General features: G+C 69.9%; 18 protein-coding genes and 1 other RNA gene. 10 read left to right on the top strand and 9 right to left on the bottom strand.

The window, feature by feature from the left end; translation table 11 throughout:
- Window positions 1-81: 81 nt before the first annotated feature.
- Window positions 82-3858, bottom strand: coding sequence for an FHA domain-containing protein (locus R2B38_RS14845; RefSeq protein ID WP_318021684.1), 3777 nt, complete (start codon window positions 3856-3858; stop codon window positions 82-84).
- A gap of 343 nt (window positions 3859-4201) precedes the next feature.
- Between R2B38_RS14845 and R2B38_RS14840 the strand changes: the two genes are divergently transcribed.
- From R2B38_RS14840 to R2B38_RS14825, 4 genes are all read left to right on the top strand, one after another.
- Entirely contained in the window at window positions 4202-5896 is a 1695-nt protein-coding gene (locus R2B38_RS14840) for a serine/threonine-protein kinase (protein WP_318016659.1), read from the top strand.
- 163 nt (window positions 5897-6059) lie between these two features.
- Window positions 6060-7298, top strand: a complete 1239-nt coding sequence (locus tag R2B38_RS14835) for a serine/threonine-protein kinase (RefSeq protein ID WP_318016658.1) — start codon at window positions 6060-6062, stop codon at window positions 7296-7298.
- Between the two features lie 283 nt (window positions 7299-7581).
- Window positions 7582-8688, top strand: coding sequence for a peptide chain release factor 2 (prfB, locus tag R2B38_RS14830; RefSeq protein WP_033286717.1), 1107 nt, complete (start codon window positions 7582-7584; stop codon window positions 8686-8688).
- A 335-nt stretch (window positions 8689-9023) separates the two neighbouring features.
- The gene (locus R2B38_RS14825; RefSeq protein WP_318016657.1) at window positions 9024-9644 is read left to right on the top strand and encodes a hypothetical protein; all 621 of its coding nucleotides are present in this window, start codon (window positions 9024-9026) and stop codon (window positions 9642-9644) included.
- A 115-nt stretch (window positions 9645-9759) separates the two neighbouring features.
- On the opposite strand, the gene R2B38_RS14820 is transcribed toward R2B38_RS14825, so the two are convergent.
- Window positions 9760-9951 (bottom strand): hypothetical protein, encoded by a 192-nt coding sequence (locus R2B38_RS14820; RefSeq protein WP_019056429.1) that lies wholly within the window; start codon window positions 9949-9951, stop codon window positions 9760-9762.
- Window positions 9952-10211: 260 nt separating this feature from the next.
- Between R2B38_RS14820 and ftsE the strand changes: the two genes are divergently transcribed.
- From ftsE to ssrA, 5 genes are all read left to right on the top strand, one after another.
- Window positions 10212-10901, top strand: coding sequence for a cell division ATP-binding protein FtsE (gene ftsE / locus R2B38_RS14815; protein ID WP_033286714.1), 690 nt, complete (start codon window positions 10212-10214; stop codon window positions 10899-10901).
- Window positions 10902-10956: 55 nt separating this feature from the next.
- A complete protein-coding gene (gene ftsX / locus R2B38_RS14810; RefSeq protein ID WP_033286713.1) occupies window positions 10957-11874 on the top strand; it encodes a permease-like cell division protein FtsX in 918 nt (305 codons plus the stop codon).
- A 67-nt stretch (window positions 11875-11941) separates the two neighbouring features.
- Window positions 11942-13126, top strand: coding sequence for a S41 family peptidase (locus tag R2B38_RS14805; RefSeq protein WP_318016656.1), 1185 nt, complete (start codon window positions 11942-11944; stop codon window positions 13124-13126).
- Between the two features lie 82 nt (window positions 13127-13208).
- Complete coding sequence (gene smpB, locus R2B38_RS14800) at window positions 13209-13757, top strand: SsrA-binding protein SmpB (RefSeq protein WP_318021683.1); 549 nt, start codon at window positions 13209-13211, stop codon at window positions 13755-13757.
- A gap of 125 nt (window positions 13758-13882) precedes the next feature.
- Window positions 13883-14270: a transfer-messenger RNA gene (gene ssrA, locus R2B38_RS14795) on the top strand.
- 58 nt (window positions 14271-14328) lie between these two features.
- Here the strand turns inward: ssrA and R2B38_RS14790 are convergent.
- From R2B38_RS14790 to R2B38_RS14760, 7 genes are all read right to left on the bottom strand, one after another.
- Window positions 14329-17253, bottom strand: coding sequence for a glycoside hydrolase family 3 C-terminal domain-containing protein (locus R2B38_RS14790; RefSeq protein WP_318016655.1), 2925 nt, complete (start codon window positions 17251-17253; stop codon window positions 14329-14331).
- Between the two features lie 57 nt (window positions 17254-17310).
- On the bottom strand, window positions 17311-18321 hold the full coding sequence (locus R2B38_RS14785; RefSeq protein WP_318016654.1) for a LacI family DNA-binding transcriptional regulator: 1011 nt from the start codon (window positions 18319-18321) through the stop codon (window positions 17311-17313).
- On the bottom strand, window positions 18321-20561 hold the full coding sequence (gene yicI, locus R2B38_RS14780) for an alpha-xylosidase (RefSeq protein WP_411978453.1): 2241 nt from the start codon (window positions 20559-20561) through the stop codon (window positions 18321-18323). Before yicI ends, R2B38_RS14785 begins: the two co-directional genes overlap by 1 nt.
- A 15-nt stretch (window positions 20562-20576) precedes the next feature.
- Window positions 20577-21401, bottom strand: a complete 825-nt coding sequence (locus R2B38_RS14775; RefSeq protein ID WP_318016653.1) for a carbohydrate ABC transporter permease — start codon at window positions 21399-21401, stop codon at window positions 20577-20579.
- Entirely contained in the window at window positions 21398-22366 is a 969-nt protein-coding gene (locus R2B38_RS14770) for a sugar ABC transporter permease (protein WP_318016652.1), read from the bottom strand. The genes R2B38_RS14775 and R2B38_RS14770 overlap by 4 nt, the downstream gene beginning before the upstream one ends.
- Window positions 22363-23658, bottom strand: a complete 1296-nt coding sequence (locus R2B38_RS14765) for an ABC transporter substrate-binding protein (RefSeq protein ID WP_318016651.1) — start codon at window positions 23656-23658, stop codon at window positions 22363-22365. The genes R2B38_RS14770 and R2B38_RS14765 overlap by 4 nt, the downstream gene beginning before the upstream one ends.
- Window positions 23659-23862: 204 nt before the next feature.
- Window positions 23863-25059 carry an MFS transporter gene (locus R2B38_RS14760; protein ID WP_318016650.1) on the bottom strand — a complete coding sequence of 399 codons (1197 nt, stop codon included), beginning with the start codon at window positions 25057-25059 and terminating at the stop codon, window positions 23863-23865.
- A gap of 101 nt (window positions 25060-25160) precedes the next feature.
- Between R2B38_RS14760 and R2B38_RS14755 the strand changes: the two genes are divergently transcribed.
- The gene (locus tag R2B38_RS14755; protein ID WP_318021682.1) at window positions 25161-26141 is read left to right on the top strand and encodes a LysR family transcriptional regulator; all 981 of its coding nucleotides are present in this window, start codon (window positions 25161-25163) and stop codon (window positions 26139-26141) included.
- Window positions 26142-26174: the final 33 nt, after the last annotated feature.

Raw genomic sequence — 26174 nt, 5'->3', positions numbered from 1 at the left:
CGCGGCAAGATGGCGTCCGCTGTCAAGTACGCGATCGTGATTGGGTCGTGACGTGGGGTTGTGTGGGCAACCTGTGGACGATCAGAGGAGCGACGGCACCTCCGCCGCCGACACCGAGCGCGTGGCCCGCTCCAGCGCGCTGGCCAGGAGCGCCAAGTCCGTTGGCCCGTTGCCCAGTTCGCGAACCGGCCGGCGCGCCGGGGGGTCGCCCATGCGCTGCCACTCCAGCGGCACGACCGTGGGCCGGAGCGTCGCCGTACGCGGGATACGGCCCGTCACGCGCCCACCCTGGAACGGGGTCGCCCGCCCGTCCGGCAGCGTCAACCGGCCACGCCCCGGGGCGGGTTCGTCCGGACCCTGGGCCGTCGCGTCGAGGGCGACCCGGAGGGTGATGTGCCGGGCGGGCTCGACCTCGGACGTACGCGCCTCCACGGCGGCCGCCGCCACCAGATGCACGCCGAGCCGCTCGCCCTCGCGGACCACCGCCTCCAGCGCGCGTATCACCGACCCGGCCGCGGGACGCCCGGGGGAGCCGAGCGGGGGTTTCACCAGCGCGTCCAGATCGTCCACGATCACGACCAGCCGCGGCAACGGCGGTGCCGCCTCGGTCTGTTGACGCGCCGCCGCGGACGGGCGCAGCCGGATCGTCGAGCTGGACGGGGACTCCAGATCCCCGGCACCGGACGAACCGCGCTGGGCGATGATCCGCCCCGACACCTCGTGCCGCGAGTGCCACTCGACGAACCCGATCCGGCCCAGCAACTCGGCCCGCCGCTTCAGCTCCGCGCTCAGCGACTGCGCGAACTCCCGCATGCGCACGGGGTCGTTGGCGGTGAGATGGGTGGTGACATGCGGTACGTCCGTGCAGACCCGCAGGCCTTCACCGTGCCCGCCTCCCCCGGAGGGGGTACCCCCGGCGCCGACGCTGTCCCGCCCGTCCATCAGCACGATGCCGAGCCGGTCCGGGCGCTCGGCGGCGGCGAGGGACGCGACGACCGCCCGCAGCAACTCCGTACGGCCGCTGCCCGGCGGGCCCTCGATCAGCAGATGCGGCCCGTCGGCGGCGAGGTCCACGCTGACCGGCCCGCGCGGCCCGGCCCCGAGCACCGCCCAGGCCCGCCCGCCGACCGCGTCCTTGTCGTCCCCGGCATCCGCCCAACGTGTCAGCAGGGAGGCCGGGGTGGCCCGGGCCAGCCCCAACTCGTCGAGCAGCCGCGCCGATTGGGGCAACGGCGCTGACACGCGTGCGTGCCGCTCGTTCGCGGGCCCTTCGGCCCTGAGCGGCGCCAGCGCTCGCGCGAACCGCTCGGCCCAGGCGAGCGAGACGGCGTCCACGGCGGCGATGGTGCCGTTGCCTACGGGGCCGGGGCCGGCGGAGTCGGGGTCGAACGGGTCGGGGTCGGCTTGGCCGAGGCCTGCCTGACCGAGGCGGGCGTGGTCGGGGTCGTTCTGGCCGGGGTGCGATGCCGCTGCACCGGGGCGCGACGGTTCCGTACGGAGAGATGGCGTCGCTGTGCCGGGTCGGGATGCCGCCGTACCCGGTCGCGTCCCACCCGTACCGCCGGTCCGAGACGCCCCCGCACCGCCGTGCGCGACCCGCAACAGCCGTAGCGCCGTGGCGACATCACCGCTCAGCAGCGCGACCGCCCCGCACTCCCGGAACGTCGGCGCCGCCGCGCAGGCCGCCTCGTAGGTCTCCGTCACGGGGGACACGGGCGAGGCCGCTTCCGTCTCGGCGAGGCAGACGACGTGGATACCGGCCCGGGGCCCGTCGTGGGCCAGCCGCGCCACCGCCTCGCGCACATCGGCGCCACCGGGGTCACCGTCCACCACGAGCACGGTGTACGGCCCCACGAAACCGTCCGCCGAGCCGTCACCGTCGTCGGTGCGGGCCCACGCGGGACGGTGGGCGGCGCCGCGGAGGGAATCGTCGGCCCCGGCGGGCCGGGGCCGGGTGGCGCCGGAGGCCGGGTCGTCGGAGGTGCCGGAGCGGTGGTGGTGGGCGTCGTCGGCGGTGTTGTACGTGGTCGGGGTGGCGGAGGTGCCCGCTGTCCCGCGCGGATGACGGTCGTCAGCCGTGTGCCGTGCGGCGGCCCCCAACTGGCCTTCCCCTGAACCGTGTTGTGAGGGGAGCGAACCGTGTGGTGAGGCGAGGCCCGAGCGCCCCTCCGCCGAGCCGCGCTGCGCGCCGATGCCCGGAGTGCGACGGCTGGAGGCGCTGGAGGCGCCGGAGGTGACACCCGGTCGGCCCGCGCCCCGCGCATCCATGGCGTGGTCTTCCAGCCGCCGCAGAAGCTCGTCCGTCCGGGCCGTCGCCTGTTCCCGGTCGTAGGCGAGCAGCAGTCGGCAGTCCTGGCCGTGTCCCGGGCGCAGGTGCGGCAGCCAGCCGAGCCAGGACCACTCGGCGGTGCGCTCGGCCACCGTACGCGCGCGGTCCGTGCTGATCAGCACGATCTCCAGGGCGTCGGGGGAGTGCAGCGCGGCGAGCTGGGCCACCACCGCGCGGGCCAGCCCCGAGAGCCGCGCGCGCGGACCGGCCAGGCCCAGCGCGCCGACCTCGCGGAGCCCGGAGGTCACCGGCACCGCGGGCAGCAGTGCCGAGCCGTCCGGTGTCGCGCGGTCCGCCGTGCCGAGCCGCACCGTGAGCGCCTCGGGGTGACCGGGGGCGCGCTCCCACAGGCGGGGGCCCGGGCCCAGGGCGGTGAGGAGCAGGGCCGCCGGGTCGGGCCAGGTGTCCGGTTGCTGGAGGACGACGGGCGGGGGCGGCACGCTCTCGTCGGCGCCCTCCTCGTCGTAGGGCGAGTCGTACGACGACTCGGGGCCCTCGGCCGGCGACTCGCCGCGGCCGCCCGTCAGGCGGCGGGCCCACTTGCCGATGCCGCCGCGCCTGCGGACGCCCTGCGGTACGTCGGTGCCCCGGAGAGGGGTGCCCTTGCGTCCGCTGTGGGCGTCGTCGGTGTCGTCGTACGGGGGAATGCGTGAGGTCGTCGTAGGCGCGGAGAACACGTCCTCGGCACCCTCCGGCCGGTCGTCGCCGAGAGGCTCGCCGAACACGCCGAAGCGGCCCGCGTGGGTGTCGCCGCCCTCCTGGACGACGCGGTGCTCGATGCTCGGGGCGCCGCCCTGGCCGGGCACCACGAGGGGTTCGCTGCGCGGGCCGGCCGCGGTGCCGGGGGACACGCGCACGTGGCCCTCGCCGTCGGGGGCCGTCTCGGCGCGCGCTCCCGGGCCGCCGGACGGGGTCAGCCGCAGGGCCGACTCGCCGATGCGGAGCAGCGCGCCCGGGGCGAAGCGCACCGGGCGGGTGCCCACGCGCGTGCCCGCCAGCGTCGTGCCGTTCGTCGAGCCCAGGTCGGCGACCGAGACACGGCCTCCGGGGTCGACCGTCACCGCGCAGTGCAGCCGGGACACGTCCGGGTCGTCCAGCGGGACGTCGGCGTCGGCGGAGCGGCCGATGTGGATCTGGCCGCCGTGCAGGAGGTGCACCCCGCCCGCGTCCGGGCCCGCGACCACGTGGAGCTGCGTCGGGGCGTCGTCCAGCTCGGGATGCGCCTCGGGCTCGGCGGGGGCGCCCAGGGACAGCACCGCGCCGTCCGTCAGTGGTGGCTCGCCGAGGGTGCAGCGCTGGGTGTCGAGGCGCTCCACGCCCGCGTACAGCACGATCGGGCCGCCGGACTCGCGGCTCCGCTCGGACTGCGACGCGGCCGCGTCGGCGGAGACCGCCGAGGCCAGCGCGGACGCCACCGCGGCCAGGGCCGTACCGGCGGGCGCGGTGACCAGCACATCGCAACTCGCGGAGCGGCCCCGCGGCTGCGCGGGCGGCCCCAGCGGGTCTACGACGGTCAGCCGGATCTGCATCGCCGTCAGCGGTCCCTTCTGCCCGGGCACGGAATACCCCCCACGCCGCGCGAGCAATCGGCCAGTACTGCACGCATCCTCGCACCTGCCACTGACAACTCGCCCGGGCCCCGGTGGCAAGTGATCTTGATTGGTCAGCTCTGTCCCCAAAAGTGCCTGACCAGTGCCGCACCGGTGATCGAGTGAGACCGGTCATGTCCGCCTTCGGAGCCCCTTGGGGCAACCGGGAGACCAGGGAGAGCGTCTTTCCTTCGAACATGTACGGCGATGCTTACGTAGGTAGCCGCGAGAAGGGCGGCACTACAGTGGACCGGAACACAGGCAAGCAGCAGGGAGCGCAGACGTGCGGCCGGTAGGCAGCAAGTACCTCCTGGAGGAGCCACTCGGACGCGGCGCCACGGGCACCGTCTGGCGGGCCCGCCAGCGTGAGACCGCGGGCGCCGAGGCAGCCGTCCAGGGCCAGCCCGGCGAGACCGTCGCGATCAAGGTCCTCAAAGAAGAGCTCGCGAACGATCCCGACATCGTGATGCGGTTCCTGCGCGAGCGGTCGGTGCTGCTGCGCCTGACCCACCCGAACATCGTCAGAGTCCGCGACCTCGTCGTGGAAGGCGATCTCCTGGCGCTCGTCATGGACCTCGTCGAGGGCCCCGACCTGCACCACTACCTCCGGGAGAACGGCCCGTTCAGCCCCGTCGGCGCAGCCCTGCTCACCGCGCAGATCGCCGACGCGCTGGCCGCCAGCCACGCCGACGGCGTCGTCCACCGCGACCTGAAGCCGGCGAACGTCCTGCTCAAGCAGGGCGGCGGCCAGATGTACCCGCTGCTCACCGACTTCGGCATCGCCCGCCTCGCCGACTCCCCGGGCCTGACCCGCACGCAGGAGTTCGTCGGCACGCCCGCGTACATCGCGCCGGAGTCCGCCGAGGGCCGCCCGCAGACCTCCGCCGTGGACATCTACGGCGCCGGCATCCTGCTGTACGAGCTGGTCACCGGCCACCCGCCGTTCTCCGGCGGCTCCGCCCTCGAAGTCCTCCACCAGCACCTCAGCGCCGAACCGCGCCGCCCCTCGACGGTCCCCGACCCGCTGTGGACGGTCATCGAGCGCTGCCTGCGCAAGAACCCGGACGAGCGGCCCAGCGCCGAGAACCTCGCCCGCGCCCTGCGCGTCGTCGCCGAGGGCGTCGGCGTGCACGCGAACTCCGCGCAGATCGCCGCCGCCGAGAGCGTCGGCAGGCTGCTGGCCCCCGACCCGGCCCCCGCCGCCGTACCGACCGTGCCCGGCGCCGCCGACCCGACGCAGGTCCTGTCGCACAGCGCGGGCGCCTACGACCCGAACGCGGCGACCAGCGTCCTCCCGCACACCAGCGGCCCGGTGGGCGCCGCCGACCCGACCACGGTGATGCCGAACCGCGGCGCGGCCGACCCGACCACGGTCATGCCGCAGAACCAGGCCGGGCAGTACGGCCAGCAGAACCAGCAGAACCAGTCCGGCGGCGGCCCCGAGCAGCCGCACCCCTGGCAGAACCAGCTGCGCGCCGCCCGCGACCGCAACGAACAGACGCAGTACCAGCCCTACCTCGACCCGGGCGAGGACCCGCTGCGCCGCCGCCCCCAGCGCCAGGTCTCCCACCCGCAGCAGCAGCCCCGCCAGGCCGCCCAGCAGCGCCCGCAGCAGCGGCCCTCGCAGCGTCAGCAACCGCAGCAGCAGGGCGGCGGCTACGGCCATCCCCAGCAGCACCAGCCGCAGCAGTACGCCCCGCCGAGCCGCCAGCAGCCCCAGCGGCCGCCGGAGCCCGCGCGCGAGCCCCGCCAGCCGCGGCAGCGCAGCGCCAACCCGATGAAGATCCCCGGGCTCGGCTGCCTCAAGGGCTGCCTGTTCACGATCGTCCTGCTGTTCGTCGCGGGCTGGCTGGTCTGGGAGCTGACCCCGCTCCAGGACTGGATCGGCACGGGCCGGAGCTACTGGCACGAGATCAGCCACGTCGCCGGACAGGTGAGCGGCTGGGTCAAGGACCTGAGTTCCGCGACCGGCAACTGACGTTCGGCTCTCGACGCGACCGGCAACCGACCCCCGAAAAGCCCAAGTCGGACGCTGGGTTGGGGATTTGTCGACACCCAGTGGGTGATTTCCGCCTCGGCGGTGAAGGTTGGCTCATCCGACGCGTAGTTTTAACGACAACACGCGTCTGGTAGGAGCAGCCTTGGCACGGAAGATCGGCAGCCGGTACACCGCCAACCAGATCCTGGGGCGGGGCAGTGCCGGCACGGTGTGGCTGGGCGAGGGACCCGAGGGGCCCGTCGCCGTCAAGCTGCTGCGCGAGGACCTCGCGTCCGACCAGGAACTCGTCGGCCGCTTCGTGCAGGAGCGCACGGCCCTGCTCGGCCTGGAGCACCCGAACATCGTGTCCGTACGGGACCTCGTGGTCGACGGCAACGACCTCGCCCTCGTCATGGACCTGGTCCGGGGCACGGATCTGCGCACCCGCCTCGACCGGGAACGCCGGCTCTCCCCGGAGGCGGCGGTCGCGATCGTCGCCGACATCGCGGACGGACTCGCGGCGGCCCACGCGGCCGGCGTCGTCCACCGTGACGTCAAGCCGGAGAACGTCCTCCTCGACATGCAGGGCCCACTCGGCCCCGGCGGCGCGCACCCCGCGCTGCTGACCGACTTCGGGGTCGCCAAGCTCATCGACTCCCCGCGCCGCACCCGCGCCACGAAGATCATCGGCACGCCCGACTACCTCGCCCCCGAGATCGTCGAGGGCCTGCCCCCGCGCGCGGCCGTCGACATCTACGCTCTGGCGACCGTCCTGTACGAACTCCTCGCCGGATTCACCCCGTTCGGCGGCGGCCACCCCGGCGCGGTCCTACGGCGCCACGTCACCGAGACCGTCGTACCGCTGCCCGGGATCCCCGACGAGCTGTGGCAGCTGATGGTCCAGTGCCTGGCCAAGGCCCCGGCCTCCCGCCTGCGCGCCTCCGAACTCGCCGCCCGCCTCCGCGAACAACTCCCCCTGCTGGCCGGCATGCCCCCACTGGACGTCGACGAGCCCGACACCGAGGAGGAGGCGGCGGAGCAGGAGGAGGCCCCGGCGGCCACGCCCGCGCGCGGCGAGCGGGTTCGCCGCGGCGCGGTCCCCCTCGTACCGGGCGCCAAGCCCGCGGACTCCAACCGGGACACCCATACGTCGATGCGGGTCCCGGCACCGGACGAGCTGGCGGGCGGGCCCCGGGGGACGGCACGTGCACCGCGCCCGGCGGGGGCCCCGCGCCCCGGTTCGGCCCGGCACCGGGCGGCCACACGACGCCGGCGGCTGACGCTGGCGGCGGCGGGGGTGGTGCTGGTGGCTGTGGTCGGGGTGGGCACGTGGGCGGCGACGTCGGGGGACTCCGGTGGGGACTCCCCGGACACGAAGAACTCGGCACCGGCTTCGCCGTAGGGTTTCTCGCCCCCGCCGCCCCTACCCGTCCCGTCCCTGGGGGCTGCCGCCCCCAGACCCCCGCTTCGGCCTGGACGGCCTCGTCCTCAAACGCCGGACGGGCTGAGTGATGCGGGCCGGCGCTTGAGAGGCCGAGACGGGTGTGCTCTTCGGTACTTCTTGGCCGACCGAGACGGGCGGTGGGTGGGCGTAGGCCCGGGGACGTGCACCCTCCCCGCCGGATGGCCTGCGCCCCGTTCCAGCCCCGGCACTCCCCGCTTGGCGGAGCCGTTACGCTGGAGGCGTGGCAGTCGTCGATGTATCCGAAGAGCTCAAGTCCCTCTCCTCGACCATGGAGTCGATCGAGGCCGTCCTGGACCTGGACACCCTGAGGGCAGATGTCGTCGTCCTTGAGGAGCAGGCCGCGGCGCCCTCCCTGTGGGACGACCCGGAGGCGGCGCAGAAGGTCACCAGCAAGCTGAGCCACCTCCAAGCCGAGATCCGCAAGACCGAGGCCCTGCGCGGCCGGATCGACGACCTCTCGGTCCTCTTCGAGATGGCCGAGGAGGAGGACGACCCGGACACCCGCGCCGAGGCGGAGAACGAACTGGCCGCCGTCAAGAAGGCGCTGGACGAGATGGAGGTCCGCACCCTCCTCTCCGGCGAGTACGACTCCCGCGAGGCCGTCGTCACCATCCGCGCCGAGGCCGGCGGCGTCGACGCCTCGGACTTCGCCGAGAAGCTCCAGCGCATGTACCTGCGCTGGGCCGAGCGGCACGGCTACAAGACGGAGCTCTACGAGACGTCGTACGCCGAAGAGGCCGGCATCAAGTCGACCACCTTCGCCGTGCACGTGCCGTACGCCTACGGCACGCTCTCCGTCGAGCAGGGCACCCACCGGCTGGTGCGGATCTCACCCTTCGACAACCAGGGGCGCCGCCAGACCTCCTTCGCCGGTGTCGAGATCCTCCCGGTCGTCGAGCAGACCGACCACATCGAGATCGACGAGTCCGAACTGCGCGTCGACGTCTATCGGTCCTCCGGTCCCGGCGGCCAGGGCGTCAACACCACCGACTCCGCGGTGCGCCTGACCCACCTCCCCACCGGCATCGTCGTCTCCTGCCAGAACGAGCGCTCCCAGATCCAGAACAAGGCCAGCGCGATGAACGTGCTCCAGGCCAAGCTGCTGGAGCGCCGCCGCCAGGAGGAGCAGGCCCGCATGGACGCCCTCAAGGGCGACGGCGGCAACTCCTGGGGCAACCAGATGCGTTCGTACGTCCTGCACCCGTACCAGATGGTCAAGGACCTCCGCACGGAGTACGAAGTCGGCAACCCCGAGGCCGTGTTCAACGGCGAGATCGACGGCTTCCTGGAGGCCGGAATTCGCTGGCGCAAGCAGCAGGAGAAGTAACTCCACGAGGGATTTCCGAGTTGCTTTGTCGACAAGGCAACTGCCTCCCATCGGGCGGCAGTTGCCTTTTTCGTCCCTCTCTTGAGTCTTGATGTCTGGGTTTTACATCACACTCACAGGTTCCATCCCCCAGCAAAGAGCGCTTAGTTGGACATTGCGCTCGCAACGGCCTTGACGTTGCTGTGAAAACTGGGAAGGGTGAAGCGTGGCATGCGTGTCTCCGGGGCGCATGTGAACCGGGGGACGTGAGCTTTCGCCAGCTGCCACCCCCGTCGATCACGGCCCCGGACACCGATGCGCCACCCTGACGACGAGCTACTGGGGGTAGCAACCTAATGACCAAGAAGACGCGGATCCGTGTCGCGCGCATAGCGGCCGGCGCCATCATCGCCGCCGGTGCCTCGCTGACCGCCGCGGGAGCCGCATCGGCGCTCGACCTCGGTGTGACCGTGGACGAGAACGGGGTCAGCGCGGACGTCAAGTTCGACGACACCACCCCGCCCGCCCCGACCGACACCGGTCTCCCGACCGCTCCGAACTCGCCGACGGACCAGCCCCCGACCTCGGAGCCGCCCACCTCGGAGCCGCCCACGCAGCAGCCGCCGACCTCGACGCCCCCCACCGACGAGCCGACCGAGCCCACCGGCAACCCCACCGAGCCGACGGACGAGCCCACCGACAGCCCGTCGGACGGCAGCACCAGCGGCTCCGGCTCCACCGGCGGCAACAACAACGACCCCGACGGCGGCTCCTCCGCCCAGGAGGCGGGCACCTCCGCGCTCACCGACACCGGGTCCGACACGACGGCCCAGGGCAGCGGCGGTGAGCTCGCCGAGACCGGTGCCGGCCAGACCGCGTTCCTGCTGATCGGCGCCGCGACGATGATCGCCGGCGGCATCGCCTTCCGCGTGCTCCCGCGCCTCGCGAGCAGCAACCGCGGCGGCACGGTCGCCTGACGGTAGCCGTCCCCGTACGGACCGTACGCACGTCGTACGACGAAGGGCCCGGAGCGTGCGCTCCGGGCCCTTCTGCGTGTCCTTGTACAGGCCGCCTACGCGGTGATCAGGCCGCTCATGCGGTCTGGTGCGCCACCAGCGCCAGCGCCGCGATCAGTACCGCGAGCAGGGCGATCAACGCCATGGGGTTCAGATTGCCCCACGGATTCTCCTGCTGCAGCCGCGCGCGGTTCGCACGGCAGACGGGACAGCGGCCCTCGTTCACGGGCGCCGCGCAGTTCGCGCACACCAACCGGTCGTACGTCATGCGCTCGCCCTCCTTGCACCGGCTATCACAGACACAACGCCACGGGACACGAGAACGTTCCCGAACGTTCCCCTCCACTGTGCCAGGTTCCGCGGGATTCGGCGCGGCTCGCCTTATCCTGCCCCGACCTTGTGCGTTCCAGCCCTTCAAATCCGCGACAAAACGTGCAAGCCTCGCGCAACCCCGGACGCCGACTGCGCGGGCACACCCGGGTCGCGTATGGTCACGCACACCTACCCCCGGCTACCCGTGGTGCACCCGTGATCCGATTCGACAATGTCTCCAAGGTCTACCCCAAGCAGACCCGCCCCGCTCTCAGGGACGTCTCCCTGGAAGTGGAGAAGGGCGAGTTCGTGTTCCTCGTGGGGTCCTCCGGCTCCGGAAAGTCCACCTTCCTGAGGCTGGTCCTCCGCGAGGAGCGGTGCAGTCAGGGCCAGGTGCACGTGCTGGGCAAGGACCTCGCCCGCATCTCCAACTGGAAGGTGCCGCAGATGCGCCGCCAGCTGGGGACCGTCTTCCAGGACTTCCGCCTGCTGCCCAACAAGACGGTCGCCGAGAACGTGGCCTTCGCGCAGGAGGTCATCGGCAAGTCCAAGGGCGAGATCCGCAAGTCCGTGCCCCAGGTGCTCGACCTCGTCGGGCTCGGCGGCAAGGAGGACCGGATGCCGGGCGAGCTGTCCGGTGGTGAGCAGCAGCGCGTGGCCATCGCGAGAGCCTTCGTGAACCGCCCCAAGCTCCTCATCGCGGACGAGCCCACCGGCAACCTCGACCCGCAGACCTCCGTCGGCATCATGAAGCTCCTCGACCGGATCAACCGGACGGGCACCACCGTGGTGATGGCGACGCACGACCAGAACATCGTGGACCAGATGCGCAAGCGCGTCATCGAGCTGGAGAAGGGCCGCCTCGTCCGTGACCAGGCACGTGGCGTCTACGGCTACCAGCACTGACCGCCGACCGACCGCCGTCTGATGTCCGTCCACGGAAAGGCCTGAAAAAGCCGCCATGCGCGCCCAGTTCGTACTCTCCGAGATCGGTGTCGGTCTCCGCCGCAACCTGACGATGACCTTCGCGGTCGTCGTCTCCGTAGCCCTGTCCCTGGCCCTCTTCGGGGGCTCGCTCCTGATGAGCGACCAGGTGACCACGATGAAGGGCTACTGGTACGACAAGGTCAACGTCTCGATCTTCCTCTGCAACAAGAGCGACGCCGAGTCCGACCCCAACTGCGCCAAGGGCGCGGTGACCGACGACCAGAAGAAGTCGATCGTCTCCGACCTCGACAAGATGTCGGTCGTCCAGAAGGTCGTCTTCGAGTCCCAGGACGAGGCGTACAAGCACTACAAGGAGCAGTTCGGCGACTCCCCGCTGGCCAGTTCCCTGACGCCGGACCAGATGCAGGAGTCGTACCGCATCAAGCTCAAGGACCCGGAGAAGTACCAGGTCATCGCGACCGCCTTCGACGGCCGTGACGGCGTCCAGTCGGTGCAGGACCAGAAGGGCATCCTGGACAACCTCTTCGGCCTCCTGAACGGCATGAACTGGGCCGCCCGCGCGGTCATGGCCCTGATGCTGGTCGTCGCCCTGATGCTGATCGTCAACACGGTGCGCGTCTCGGCGTTCAGCCGCCGCCGCGAGACGGGCATCATGCGCCTGGTCGGCGCCTCCGGCTTCTACATCCAGGCCCCGTTCATCATGGAGGCCGCGGTCGCCGGTCTCATCGGCGGCACGGTCGCCTGCGGATTCCTGGTCGTCGCCCGGTACTTCATCATCGACCACGGCCTCGACCTCTCCCACAAGCTGAATCTGATCAACTTCATCGGCTGGGACGCCGTGTTGACGAAGCTTCCGCTGATCCTCGCGACGAGTCTCCTGATGCCAGCGCTGGCAGCGTTTTTCGCGCTGCGCAAGTACCTCAAGGTGTGACGCATGCCAAGAGGGCCGCACGGGCAACCGCCCGTGCGGCCCTTCTCGTTGTCCTAGACTCACCGCCATGTCAGGTCGTGACCTGTTCTGTCAGCCCCGCCGCATCCGCCGCGGGGCCGCCCTGACATTGGTGTTCGCGAGTGTGCTGGTCGCCGGTGCGGCGGCCGGGTCGTTCGACGAACCCGGCCGGACCGACCGGAAATCGGCGGCCGGTACGGCCCGTTCGGCGCCGCTCGCCCGTACCGAAGAGGTCGCGAAGGCCGCCGCCGAGGCCAAGGCCGACGGCAAGTCGCCCATGGAGGCCGCCGAACGCGCCGTCAGCCGCAGCGGGGACCGGTGGGGTGCCGTGTACTCCCAAGGGGAGTACGAGGAGTTCGAGGAGGCCCTCGACGGCCAGTACACCGGCGTCGGGCTCTGGGCCCGCCGGGAGCGGGACGGCCGCATCGAGGTGACCCGGGTGCAGTCCGGGTCGCCGGCCGCCACCGCGGGCGTACGCAAGGGCGACCGGCTCCGCAGCGTCGACGGCGAGAACGTCGACGGACAGCCCGTCACCGAGGTCGTCTCCTTACTACGGGGCGACGCCCAGGACGCCGCCGCCGGTACCGCCGTCACCCTCGGCCTGGAGCGCGGCACGCACGCGTGGAGCGAGACCGTACGGCGCGCCCGCCTCTCCACCGACTCCGTGACCGTCCGCAGGCTCGCCGGTGAGGTCACCGTCATCAAGATCGCCGCGTTCACCAAGGGCGTCGGCGACCTCGTCCGCACCGCCGTACGACAGGCCCCGGCCGACTCCGCGTTCATCCTCGACCTGCGCGGCAACTCCGGCGGCCTGGTCACCGAGGCCGTCACCACCGCCTCCGCCTTCCTCGACGGCGGCCTCGTCGCCACGTACGACGTCGACGGCCAGCAGCGCGCCCTGCACGCGGACACCGGCGGCGACACCACCAGACCCCTGGTCGCGCTGGTCGATGGCGGCACGATGAGCGCGGCCGAGATGCTCACCGGCGCCCTCCAGGACCGCGGCCGCGCGGTCGTCGTGGGCTCCAGGACCTTCGGCAAGGGCTCGGTCCAGATGCCGAGCAGACTCCCCGACGGCGTCGTCGCCGAACTGACCGTCGGCCACTACCGCACCCCCTCCGGCCACACCGTCGACGGCCGGGGCATCACCCCCGACCTCGACGTCACCGCACAGGGACAGGCCGCCGTGGAGCGCGCCGAGACGGTGCTGAGCGGGCTCGGGGACGCGTCGTAGGCGGCTCCTGACGGCCGTCTGTAATCGCCTTTCCCTCGGACCCCCCTGTAGTGCGAAAATGGGCAGCACTATGAGCAAGGGAATGTACGTACCCAAGGAGTCCCAGCCCAAGCAGGGCGGTGGCGCCACCGGCGGCAAGGCCAGGGACGGCGAGAAGGGCGGCAAGCGCAAGATCGTCGCCCAGAACAAGAAGGCCCGGCACGACTACGCGATCATCGACACCTACGAGGCCGGGCTCGTCCTCTCCGGCACCGAGGTCAAGTCGCTGCGCGAGGGCCGCACCTCGCTGACCGACGGCTTCGTCCAGATCGACGGGGGCGAGGCGTGGCTGCACAACGCCCACATCCCCGAGTACCACCAGGGCACCTGGACCAACCACTCGGTGCGCCGCAAGCGCAAGCTGCTGCTGCACCGCGAGGAGATCGACAAGCTGGAGGCCAAGACCCAGGAGACGGGTCACACGATCGTGCCCCTCGCCCTGTACTTCAGCAACGGCCGGGCGAAGGCCGAGATCGCCCTCGCCCGAGGCAAGAAGGAGTACGACAAGCGGCAGACCCTGCGCGAGAAGCAGGACCGCCGGGAGTCGGACCGCGCGATCGCGGCGGCGAAGCGGAAGCAGCGCGGCGAGTAGCCAGTCCTTCTTGCGGGCCGTCGCCGGGAATACGGTGGCCTCGGCGCGCGTTGGTCACGTACGATGGCTACTGCACCCCACAGCGGGTGTGTATCCCTCTTCGGAGGGGCTTGAAAAAACAACATGGGGATGATCGGTTTCGACAGCGGCTGTCGAAGCAGGTGAAGCGTGTCGAGGAAGCGGCAATGATCTCGTAAACCATATGTCGCAACCAATAATCGCCAATTCCAAGAGCGATTCCCAGTCCTTCGCCCTCGCTGCCTAATAACAGCGACTGAAGGACCCTAAAAGGGTGTCAGCCCGGGGGTGTTCCCGACCCGGACCCTGGCATAATCTAGGGAACTAAACCATCGAGCCCGGTCACGGGGTTCGATGGGAAATCAAACAGTGACTGGGCCCGTCGGCGACTTGTTCGCGTGATCACCGGGGCCGAGAAAATCACAGCGAACTGCACACGGAGAAGCCCTGATTCTGCACCGGTGGACGCGGGTTCGATTCCCGCCATCTCCACTCATCCCATGTGGGCAAAGGCCTCGTCGCTTTCGAGCGGCGGGGCCTTTGTCATGCGGTTTCAACGAATGCTGAACGTCGAGAGCCGCAGGCCGCCGCTCAAGACCAGATACACGTCCGTACGGCCCTTCGCCGCGCCGCCCGACAGGTCGGCGGTCACCGTCTCATAGTCGTACGACGACGCCGTCCCGCCTGCGTGTGCCGTACCGAGGAGCCGGCCGGTCGGAGAGCCCAGCCGGACCTCGACCGTGCCGGGGGCCGTTCCGGAGACCCGGGCCGTGAACTTCGTTGCCCCCGCGCCCAATTGCGCGTCCGCGAACTTCAGCCATGCCCCGTCCGCAGCCGCACCCACCGCCGTACCGCTCGCCTTTGACTCGTCCACGAGGTGAATGCCGGAGTAGTCGTCGAAGTTCTCGGCGCGGGTGGTTCGGGACAGGTTCCGGGGTGGGATGGTCTCCCCGTGGACCTGCCAGGTCGTGCGGGTGCGGATATCCGCCGACGACGCTCCGGCCATGACGTCGTACGTGCCGCTTTCCACCGTCCATTTCGAGCGGGTGACGTCCCAGTGGGCGAGGTCCTTCTGCTGGATTTTCAGGCGGACTGTTTTTGTCTCGCCCGGATTCAGGGAGACCCGCTGGAATGCCTTCAATTGCTTGAGGGGTTCTTTGTCGCGGGATGTGCGTTGGTGTGTGTAGAGCTGTACGACCTCGTCGCCGGCCCGGGTGCCCGTGTTCGTCACCGGGACCTCGTAGCCGCCGGGGACGGGTTTCAGGGTGCCGTAGCGGAAGGTCGTGTACGAGAGGCCGTAGCCGAAGGGGTAGAGGGGGGTGCCCTGGAAGTACTCGTATGTGCGGTCGGACTTGATGATGTCGTAGTCGAGGATCGACGGGAGGTCCGACTCCGACTGGTACCAGGTCTGGGTGAGGCGGCCGGACGGGTTGACGTCGCCGTAGAGCACGTCGGCCAGGGCGTTGCCTGTTTCCTGGCCCGCGTGGGAGGTCCAGAGGACGGCCGGGACCTCTTTCTGCAGGGCGCCGAGTGTGGTCGGGTAGCTGTTCTCGACCACGACCACCGTCTTGGGGTTGGCGTGGTGGACCGCCTTGACCAGGGCCTCCTGGGACGGGGCCAGGGACATGTCCGTGCGGTCGTGTGCCTCGCGGCCGTTGATCGACGGCATGGAGCCGATGACGACGACCGCCGTGTCCTTGCCCTTCACCGCAGCCACCGCGTCGGCGACTCCGCTGCGGACGACGTCCTTCGCGTAGTGCGCGGCCTGGTCCTTCGGTACTAGGCCCAGGGTGCCGTTCGCGTCGGTCGGGCCGAGGTAGAGGGGGCTCGACCACCAGGACTCCGAGGTCTCGTAGCCCGCGTACTTCAGCAAGTACGTGCCGTCGTCCTGCTGTTCCAGCTTGAACTGCTGCTGGACGTACCAACCGTTGGGCTGCGTCTGGTCGTTGACGAAGTTCGACCAGTTGTAGCCGACGTATTTGCCGTTGGCGGCCGAGCGCAGGGTCACGATGCCCGAGCCCCAGTCGAAGGCGTCGAACTGGGCTGCTGTCGAGGGGGTGTTGGTGGTCTCCTGCAAGGGGGCGCCGGTGTCGCCGGTGCCCGCCGTGACGTACTTGTCGGTCGCCGTGTCGCGGAGGGCGATGCGGTCCACGCCCTCGCTGGTGGCCACTGCGGTGCCGAGTTTCGAGGCGATGCCCTGCGCCGGGGTGACGGCGTAGGGGAGGGTGCCCGAGTACCAGTCGGTGTAGAGCGTGTCGGCGAGGGGGCCGACCACGGCCACGTTTCTCGCCGAACCAGAGCCTGAACTCCTCAGTGGCAGCGCCCCGTTGTTCTTCAGCAGTACCGCACCCTCGGCCGCCGCCTTGCGCGCCAACTGCTGATGCGCGGGACTGTTGATGACGGACGCGTCGATCGAGCCGTACTTGCCGCCGCCCGGGTCGAATTCACCGAGTCGGACGCGGACGGAGAGGATGTCCGACACCGCTTTGTCTATGTCCGAGACCTTCAACAAGCCTTGCTGGAGAGCCGAGTTGATGGCTGTCGTCGTCGGGCCGGGGTCGGCGCTGTTGTCCGTGAAGCTGTCGACGCCGGCCTTCAGCGCGGCCGCGTCGCCCTCCGTGATGCTGGGGTAGTACTGCTGCGGGGTGACGAGGTTGCCGGGGGCGAAGGCGTCGGTGACGTTCAGCAGGCTCTGGTCGGTCCACCTCCGTACGACGTCGTTCAGGTCCGGATTCACCGTGCTGGGGCGGCCGTTGACCAGGTTGTACGACGTCATCACGCCCGTCGCCGCGTCCGCCTCGATCGCCGGTCTGAACGCGGCCTCGTCGTACTCCTTCTCCACCCGGGGGCGGAGATCCGAGGACGTGGTGGCGCGGTCGACCTCGTTGTTGTAGCCGAGGTAGTGCTTGAGGGTGGGGGCCGTCTTGAGGTGGTTGGGGTCGCCGCCGGTCAGGCCCTCGCCGTAGGCCGTCGAGAGGGCGCCGGTGAGTTCCGGGTCCTCGCTGTATCCCTCCTCGTTGCGGCCCCAGCGCGGGTCGCGGAGGAGGTTGACCACCGGGGCCCAGAGGTTCAACCCCCAGCCGTCCGGGCGCTGTTGCTGGAAGCCGCGGGCCTCGTCGCCGACCGCCGAACCGACCTGCTCCATCAGCGCCGGGTCCCAGGTCGAGGCGAGTCCGATGGCCTGCGGGAAGACGGTGGCCCTGCCGAGCCAGGCGACGCCGTGCAGGGCCTCGGTGCCGGTGCGGAAGGACTGGATGCCGAGGCGGGGGATCGCGGGCTCGTACTGGTGGAGGAGGGAGATCTTCTCGTCGAGGGTCAGGTGGGCGAGTAGGTCGTCAACGCGCTTGCTCACCGGGAGGGTTGGGTCGCGGAAGGGGTACGGGGTGTCGGCCGTCGCCGGGACGCTCGCTCCCAGACCGGCGATCAGGGCGAAGGCGACGACGAGCGTGGTTCTGTGTCTTCTTCTCTTGCCTTTCATGTCGCGGCTCCTTCAAGTAGGGCCTTGCATGCGGGCGTTGGAGATCTCGGAGGCGTCTCAGGGCGCGTTGCGCGGTGCCGTGCTCGCGCGTTCCGTCAGCCGGGGGGACAGGAGGGTCGCGTCGGGCACGGTCTTGCCGTCCAGCTTCTTCATCAGCAACTCGACGGCCCCGGCACCGAGTTCGGCGGTGGGCAGCGCGACCGACGTGACCGGGATCCGTACGGACTCGGCGAGTTCGTCGGGGCAGATCGCGGTGATCGACAGATCGCCGGGGACGCGCAGCCCGAGCTGCTCGAAGGCGTCGATGAGGGGTTCCAGGAGGGGTTCGTTGTGGACGACGACTCCGGTCAACGCGGGCTGTTCGCGCAGCAGTTGTTCCGCCACGGCGGCTGCGGCGGCCGGTGCCGCCTCGCAGGGGTGGACGGAGGAGGCGAGCCGGTTGCGGTCGGCGGCGGCCGTGAAGCCCTGAACCACCCGCTGGGCGAAGGCGGTTCCGCGGACGTACACCTCCGGCGGTGACCCGACCAGGGCGACGACCCGGTGCCCGAGGCCCGCGAGCCGTTCCACGCACAGCTCACCCGCCGCCTTGAAGTCGAGGTCGATGCAGGTCAGCCCGTCCGCCTCGGCGGGGAAGCCGATCATCACGGACGGCCGGTCCAGGGAACGGAGCAACGGCAGCCGGGGGTCGTCGAGTTGGACGTCCATCACGATCATCGCGTCGACGAGTGCCGTGTCCGCGACCCGGCGCAGTCCCTCCTCGCCCTCCTCCTGGGTGAGCAGGAGGACATCGTGGTCGTGGCGGCGGGCGGTGGTCACCACGGAGACGGCGAACTGCATGACGACCGGGACGTGGATGCCGGTCCGTAAGGGGATCACCAGGGCCAGCACGTTGGACCGGCTGCTGGCCAGGGCGCGGGCGCCGGCGTGCGGCCGGTAGCCCAGCTCGCGGATCGACGCCTCGACGCGCAGCCGGGTCTCCTCGGAGATCGGGCGCTTGCCGCTCAGGGCGTACGACACGGTGCTGGGGGAGACGCCCGCGTGCCGGGCCACATCCGTGATCTTCACCATCAGCCCAGCTCCAGGGTCAGGAACCCGCTGCCCGACTTCGACCGCGAACCGGCGGCCAGCGCCCAGGAGATGGATGGATCCGTGCAGGACGCCCGGAGCGTGTCCCCTTCTCGTACGACGGTGAAGGCCACCTCTCCGACCCGCACTGTCACCTGCGCGCCCCGCTCCAGGTCGTACGCCCGCAGAGTTACGCCGTCGGCGTGGTCGTAGTCCGGCCGGTCGGCCACCGCGCCGACCGGGATCACCGCGCCCGGCCGGACCAGGAGCGGCACGCTGTCGAAGCCGTGCTTCTCGCGCACCCAGCGCGGTCCGGTGACCGTGCGGCCGGTGAGGTAGTGGGTCCAGGTGCCCTCGGGGACGTAGTACGAGACGTCCCCGTCGTCGCTGAACACCGGCGCGACCAGCAGATCCGGGCCGAGCATGTACTGCCGTTCCAGGTGCGCGCATCCGGGGTCGTCCGGGAATTCGAGGACCATCGCCCGCATCATCGGCACGCCTTCAGAGCTGGCGGTGCGCGCGGTCTCGTAGAGGTACGGCATGAGGCTGAGCTTCAGGCGGGTGAACTGCCTCAGTACGTCTACGGATTCTTCGTCGAAGAGCCACGGGACGCGGTACGACGAGCTGCCGTGCAGGCGGCTGTGGGAGGACAACAGGCCGAAGGCCAGCCAGCGTTTGAAGAGGGCGGGGGTCGGGGTGCCCTCGAAGCCGCCGATGTCGTGGCTCCAGTAGCCGAAGCCGGAGAGGCCGAGGGAGAGGCCGCCGCGCAGGGACTCGGCCATCGACTCGTAGGTCGCCTCGCAGTCGCCGCCCCAGTGAACGGGGTACTTCTGGCTGCCCGTTGTGGCCGAGCGGGCGAAGACGACCGCCTCGCCCTCGCCACGGTGTTTGCGCAGGACGTCGAAGACGGTGCGGTTGTAGAGGTAGGTGTAGTAGTTGTGCATCCGCTCGGGGTCCGCGCCGTCCGCGTAGGCGACATCGACGGGGACGCGCTCGCCGAAGTCGGTCTTGAAGCAGTCGACACCCTGCGCGAGCAACGCCTCCAGCTTTCCGGCGTACCACTCGCGGGCGGCCGGGCTGGTGAAGTCGACCAGGGCCATGCCGGGTTGCCACAGGTCCCACTGCCAGACACTGCCGTCCGGCCTCCGGAGGAGATGCCCAAGTGCCTTGCCCTCGGCGAAGAGCGGTGAGCGCTGGGCGATGTACGGGTTGATCCAGACGGAGATGTGGAGGCCGCGTTCCTTCAGCCTGGCCAGCATGCCCTCCGGGTCGGGGAAGACCCTCGGGTCCCACTGGAAGTCGCACCAGTTGAACTCGCGCATCCAGAAACAGTCGAAGTGGAAGACGGAGAGCGGGAGTTCACGCTCCCGCATGCCCTCGATGAACGACGTCACCGTCTCCTCGTCGTACGACGTGGTGAACGACGTCGACAGCCACAGGCCGAACGACCAGGCGGGCGGGAGGGCCGGGCGGCCGGTCAGGGCGCAGTATTTGCGGAGGATGTCCTTCGGGGTCGGGCCGTAGATGACGTAGTACGTCAACTGCTGGCTCTCCACGCTGAACTGGACCCGGGAGACCGCCTCCGAGCCGACCTCGAAGGAGACCTTTCCGGGGTGGTCGACGAAGACGCCGTAGCCCGCGTCCGTGAGGTAGAAGGGGATGTTCTTGTAGGCCTGTTCGGTGGCGGTGCCGCCGTCGGCGTTCCACATGTCGACGACCTGGCCGTTCTTGACGAGCGGGCCGAAGCGTTCACCAAGTCCGTAGACGGATGTGCCCACTTGGAGCCCGAGCTGCTCGCGCAGGTAGTGGGCGCCGGTCGCGTCGCGCATGATGCCCATGCCCTTGGGGCCGCTGCTGGTGAGGGTGCGGCCGTGGGCGAGGAAGTCGACGTGCCAAGGGCCGGTGCGGGCCACCTTGACGGAGAGCGCGCCTGAGGTGAGGGTCGCGTGCTCGTCGTCGTAGGAGGTGTGGACCGCGAACTCTTCGCTGTGGACGTCGAATTGGGGGCCGCGTGGCTGTTCGCCCTCGAAGTGGGTGAAGGTGACGCCGATGACGTCGGGCAGCGGGGCGTGGGCGCTGATCGTCACGACCGGTCCCTTCAGCAGGTCGCCGCGGTGGCGGATCGGCATGGTCGGCGCGTGGATCTCCAGCGCGCCGTCCGGTGCGCTGACATCGAGGACCTCGACCGGGTGGGCGGCGGTGACGCCCTCGCGCAGCAGCCAGTAGCCGTCGGTGAACTTCATGTGGGGGTCCCCTTACTACTTGACGGCACCCACGGCGATGCCGCGCGTGAGGGTCCGCTGGAAGACGAGGAAGAAGACGATGGCGGGCAACACACCGAGCAGGGCAGCCGCGTTGGTCATCGTGGCGTCCATCAGACGCTGGCCCTGGAGGACGCCGAGGGCCACCGACACGGTCTGGTTGTCGTTGGAGATCAGCATGACCAGGGGGAGCAGGAACTCGTTCCAGGTCCAGATGAAGAAGAAGACCAGCAGCACGCCGATGGTGGGGCGGCTGACCGGGACCACGATCCGCCACAGCACCTGCCACTTGTTGGCGCCGTCGATCCGGGCCGCTTCGAGGATCTCGCGGGGGAACTGGCCGAGCACGGACGAGAGGAGGTACGTGCCGAACGCCGCCTGGATCACCGTGAAGACGATGATGACGCTCAACCTCGTGTCGTACAGGCCGACTTGCTTGCTCAGGTAGTAGATCGGGTAGACCAGCGCCTCCTGCGGCAGCATGTTGGCGAGGACGAAGAAGGCCAGGACCCAGGTGCGGCCCTTGATACGGCCGATGCCGATCGCGTACGCGTTGAGGACGGAGAGCGCGGCGGCGAGGACGGCCACCGAGCCGCTGATCAGGGCCGAGTTGAAGAGTTTCTGGCCGTAGTCGACGCGTTGCCAGAAGTCCTTGAGGCCGTCCAGGTAGAGGCCGTTGGGGAGGCTGAGGGGGCCGTGTTCGGAGTACTCGGCCGGTGACTTCACGGCGTTGACGACGACGATCAGGAACGGCACGACCATGAAGAGGGCCGCGATGCACAGGGCGATCAGTACGGGGTAGCGGCGCAGGGCTGTCGTCATGCGCGAGCTCCTTCCTCGGCGTCCTCCGCGCGGGTCTGGAGTTTCAGGAAGGCGAGGGAGAGGACCAGGATGATCACCGTCAACACCGTTGATATCGCGGCTCCGTAGCCGACCTGGGTCTTCTCGAAGAACGTGGTGAAGGAGAAGTAGGAGGGGACGTCGGTCGCGCCGCCCGGGCCGCCCTTCGTGAGGACGTACACCGCGCCGAACACCTTGAGCGCGGCGATCGTGCACCAGGTCAGGACGACGTATATCTCCGGGCGGATCTGCGGCAGCGTGATGTGCCAGAAGCGGCGCCACCAGCCGGCGCCGTCCAGCTCGGCGGCCTCGTAGAGCTGGGGGTCGACGCGTTGCAGCCCGGCCATGAACACCACGAGCGGGAATCCGAGTTGGACCCAGACCATGACGCCCATGACGCTGTAGAGCGCGATGTCCGGGTCGCCGAGCCAGTCCTGTTGCCAGGAGCCCAACCCCACTGCTTTCAGCAGGGCGTTGAGGGAGCCGTTGTCGGGGGCGAGGATCCAGCTCCAGACGATGCCGGCGACCGCGATCGGCAGCACCTGCGGGAGGTAGAAGCAGGCGCGGAGGATCGCGGCTATGCGAGTGCCGAAGTGTTTGGCGATGTAGTCGAACAGGGCGGCGGCCAGGACGAGTCCGACGATCGTGGGTACGGCCGCCATCGCCACGACCATGAACAGGCTGTGCCGGAACGACGCCCAGAACTCCGAATCGTCCAGCAGGTCACGGTAGTTGGCGAGGCCGGTCCACTTGGGGTCGCCCACGCCCTGCCAACTCGTGAAGCTGACGGCCGTGTTCATCAGGAAGGGGATGACGATCACGGCGAGGGCGGCCAGCGCGCCGGGGAGGAGGAAGAGGGCGTAGGAGGTGCGGGGACGACGGGCCGGGTGCCGCCTGGCGTCACGCTTGTCGAGCACCCGGCCGTCCTTCTCGACGGTGACCGTCATGTCGACGGGACACCCTTGTCGTACGCCTTCTGCAGGTTGCTGAGATAGGCGTCCGGCTTCTCGCTGTTCGTGATCAGCTTCTGGGTCTCGGAGACGAGGACGTCGTAGAAGCCGGGGACCGGCCAGTCCGGGTAGAAGGCGAGGCCGTCACGGGCGGAGACGGTGTTGAAGTTGGCGATGAGTTCCTTGGACTTGGGGTCGGTGATCGCGGAGGTGTCGGCCGCCACCGGGATGCCGCCCTTGTTGCCCATCAGGTTCTGGATCTTCTTCGACAGGGTGATGTCGATGAAGTCGTAGGCGAGTTGCTTGTTCTTGGCGCCCTTGGGGACGACCCAGATGTTGCCGCCGGAACCGAGGGTGAGGTTCGAGCCGGGCCAAAGGGACGTGTCCCAGTCGAACTTGGCCTCGGTCTGGAAGCGGCCGTACCACCAGCTGCCGGAGAAGAGGATCGGGGCCTTGCCCTGGATCCAGGAGACTCCGGCGTCCTCGGCCTTCGTGGAGCTGGACGTCTTGGCGATGTAGCCCTTCTTCACCCAGTCGGCGAACGTCGTCGCCGCGTAGGTCCAGGCCGGGTCGTGGAAGTCCGTCTTGCCCTTGTACAGCTCGTACTTGTCGACCCAGGCGCGGTCGGCCTTCGAGAGGGCGAGTTGGTAGAGGTACTGCTGGGCGATGTACTCGGCGCCGGCGTTGGCGAGGGGGGTGATGCCCTTCGCCTTGAACTCGCCGAGTGCGGTGGTCAGTTCGTCGAAGGTTTTTGGCTCGGCGATCTTGTACTTTTTGAAGAGGGCCTTGTTGTAGTAGACCATCGTGTACTCGCCGTAGTCGGTGACGCCGTACCACTTGCCGGAGCCCATCACTCCGTTGGCGTTGTAGACGTCTGTCGTGCCTACGCTCGCCGGGATCTTCTTGTCCCAGCCGCGCTTCGTCGCCTCGGCGGTGAGGTCGGTGAGCAGGCCTTGTTTCGAGAGCAGGCCTGCCGTCGCGTTGCCCTTGTTGTACTCCATGATGTCCGGGGCGTCCGAGGAGTTGAGGACCATCGGGGCCGTCTTCTGGATCTGCTCGAAGCCCTTCTCCTCGAACTTCACCTTCACGCCCGGGTGTTGGGCCTCGAACTCCTTGATCGCCTCGTTCCAGGCCACGCCCATCGCGCTGTCGGGGCCCTCGTAGTGCCAGAGCTTGAGGGTCTTGGCGTCTGAGGAGCCGTTGTCCGAACTGCCGCCGCAGGAGGTGAGGAGCAGGGATCCGGTGAGGATCAGTGCGGCTGTCGTTGCTCGCCGTTGTGTCGTCAGCATCCAGTGCCTCCAGGGGAGTCGGAGGGGGTCGAATCGATTCGACGGGAGGTGTCGAAGCGCTTCGATGGAGGAAGGTATGTAGGGGCTGTGGGGGCGTCAATGGGTGCGGCAGGGATTGGAGCGAAGCGCTTCGCTGTGATTGCCGGGATGGGTTGTGTCGCGGGTGCGGCGCCGTGGGGGCTGGTCGCGCAGTTCCCCGCGCCCCTAAGGGGTTGTCCTGCCCTGGACTTCAATCAGCAGGGCGTTTGTCGCTGCCGCGACTGGCAGCCAGAATGCAGCTGTTGGTGAGGCATGGTCCGTTGTCCAGCCCCCTGCCGCCGAACCGCATGCGATTCCCAGCAGTAGGCCCGTCACCGCCAGGCTCATGGCCTCGTTCAATCTGCCCTCGGGGGCGCGGTGTTGGAGCAACGTCATCGCGGTGATCATCGTGGGGGCCGTTGCCATGCCCGCCAGGAGCAAGGCCGTCGCCAGTGCGGGGAGGGAGTTCAGCGTGCTTGCTGCCAGCAGGGGCAGGGACATGAGGGTGCTCATCGCCAACAGGCAGCGGCGCAGGCGGTGTTCCGGTGCGCCCGGCGGTTTCCGCTTGCCGTAGAGCAGGCCCGCCGCGCAGGAGCCCGCCGCCTGGAGGGCCAGCATCGCGCCACCCGCCGTGCGGTGGCCCGCCTCGTCCGCGTACGCGAGGGTCGCTACCTCCATCGCTCCGAACACCGCACCGGTCGCGATGAAACCGGCGATCAGGGGCGGGATGCCGGGGGTCCGGAGGGGTGAACTGCCCTGTGGGGCTGGGCTTGGTGGGGGTTCTGTGGCGCGCTGGGCCGTGAAGATCAGGGTGCCTGTCAGGAGTAGGACCGCCCCGGTCAGCGTGCCCGCCTCCGGGAAGAACGTGCCGCACAGGAGGGCCGCCAGTGCCGGGCCCAGCATGAAGCACAGCTCGTCCGCCGCCTGCTCGAAGGAGTTCGCCGTGTGGAGGGCCTCGGGGTTGTCCGCGAGGAGGTGGGCCCAGCGGGCGCGGGACATGCCGCCGGTGTTGGGGGTTGTCGCGGTGGCCGCGTAGGCGGCGAACAGGGTCCAGTCGGGGGCGTCGTAGTGGACGCAGAGGAGGAGGGCGAGGGAGCCGAGTGCCGCGACTGCCGTTGCCGGCAGGGCTGTTCGGGACTGGCCGTGGCGGTCGGTCAGCCTTGCTGTCCACGGGCCCGTCAGCGCTGTCGCCGCCAGCCCCGTTGCCGTCACGGCGCCGGCCAGGGCGTACGAGCCCCGCGCACCGGCGATCATCACGATCGCGCTCACGCTGAACATGCCCGCGGGGAGGCGGGCGATGAGGTTGCCGGTGGTGAAGGCCCGGGTGCCGGGGATCGTGAACAGGCTGCGGTAGGTGGGCTGTTGGGGTGTACGGCGTGGCATGGGGCAAGCGTCGGCCGAAGTGGATCACCGGGTCCAACACCTGGTCCGCGTCGATTCACGCACCTGTGTTGTAAGTTCGCCGGATGCCCTGGACACCCTGGATGCCCCCGACGTCGGCCCACGTCGATCCCCGACTCCTCCGTGCCTTTCTCGTCGTAGCCGAAGAACTGCACTTCACCCGGGCGGCCGCCCGCCTCTATGTCGCTCAGCAGGCGCTCAGTCGTGATGTGCGGCGGCTGGAGCGGGAGTTGGGGGTGGAGTTGTTCGTGCGGACCACTCGGCAGGTCGCGCTGACGGCGGACGGTGAGCGGTTGGTGCCGTATGCGCGGCGGGTGCTCGGGGCGCAGGAGGAGTTGCTTGCCGCGTTTCGGGAGGTTCGGCACCGGCCGCTGCTCGTCGATCTCAACTCGCCGGGGCTGGGTACCGGGCGCCGTGTGCTGCACCGGGCCCGTGAACTCGCCCCGGAGCAGGAGCTGATGGCCCGCTACGAGAGTGGACTGGCGGGCGCGGTGGGGGAGTTGACGGCGGGGCGGCTCGATGTGTCGTTCGGGCGGTTCGCGGGGCTGGAGCCGGGGTTGCGGGCCGGGCTCGATCATCAGCTGGTGCGGTACGAGCCGATGGCGGTGCTGTTGCCCGAGGGGCATCCGTTGGCGGCGCTCGCGGAGGTGCCCGTCGACGCGCTCGCGGGGGAGGCCGTGTACGCGGGGGCCGGGAATCCGCGTACCCCGGAGTGGACGGATCTCGCGCGCCGGTTGTTCGAGGGGCGTGACATCGAGGTTGCCGCGCCCGCACCCATGGCCGTAGGCGAAGAGGAGTTCGAACGGGTCATGGTGAGGACGGGGACGCCGATTCTCGCCGTGGTGGATTTTCCGGCCATGCCCCGGACCGTCCTGAGACCACTGGTGGACCCGGTGCCCTTGTCCGCCGTGTCGCTCGTGTGGCGAAAGGGGCTGGTGCACCCCGGATTCGATGCGCTTCGACGTGCTGCGGTGGAGATCGGTAACGCCTGCGGATGGTTGCGGCGGCCGGTGAACGGATGGATTCCAGCCATCGACGTGGACATGCTAAAAAGGAGAAAATGACGCATCCCGGCACATGGAGTGCTCCCCGTGCGC

Origin of the sequence: Streptomyces sp. N50, from assembly GCF_033335955.1 — a bacterium.
Classification (GTDB): Bacteria; Actinomycetota; Actinomycetes; order Streptomycetales; family Streptomycetaceae; genus Streptomyces.
This window is presented reverse-complemented; position numbering and strand designations above follow the sequence as displayed.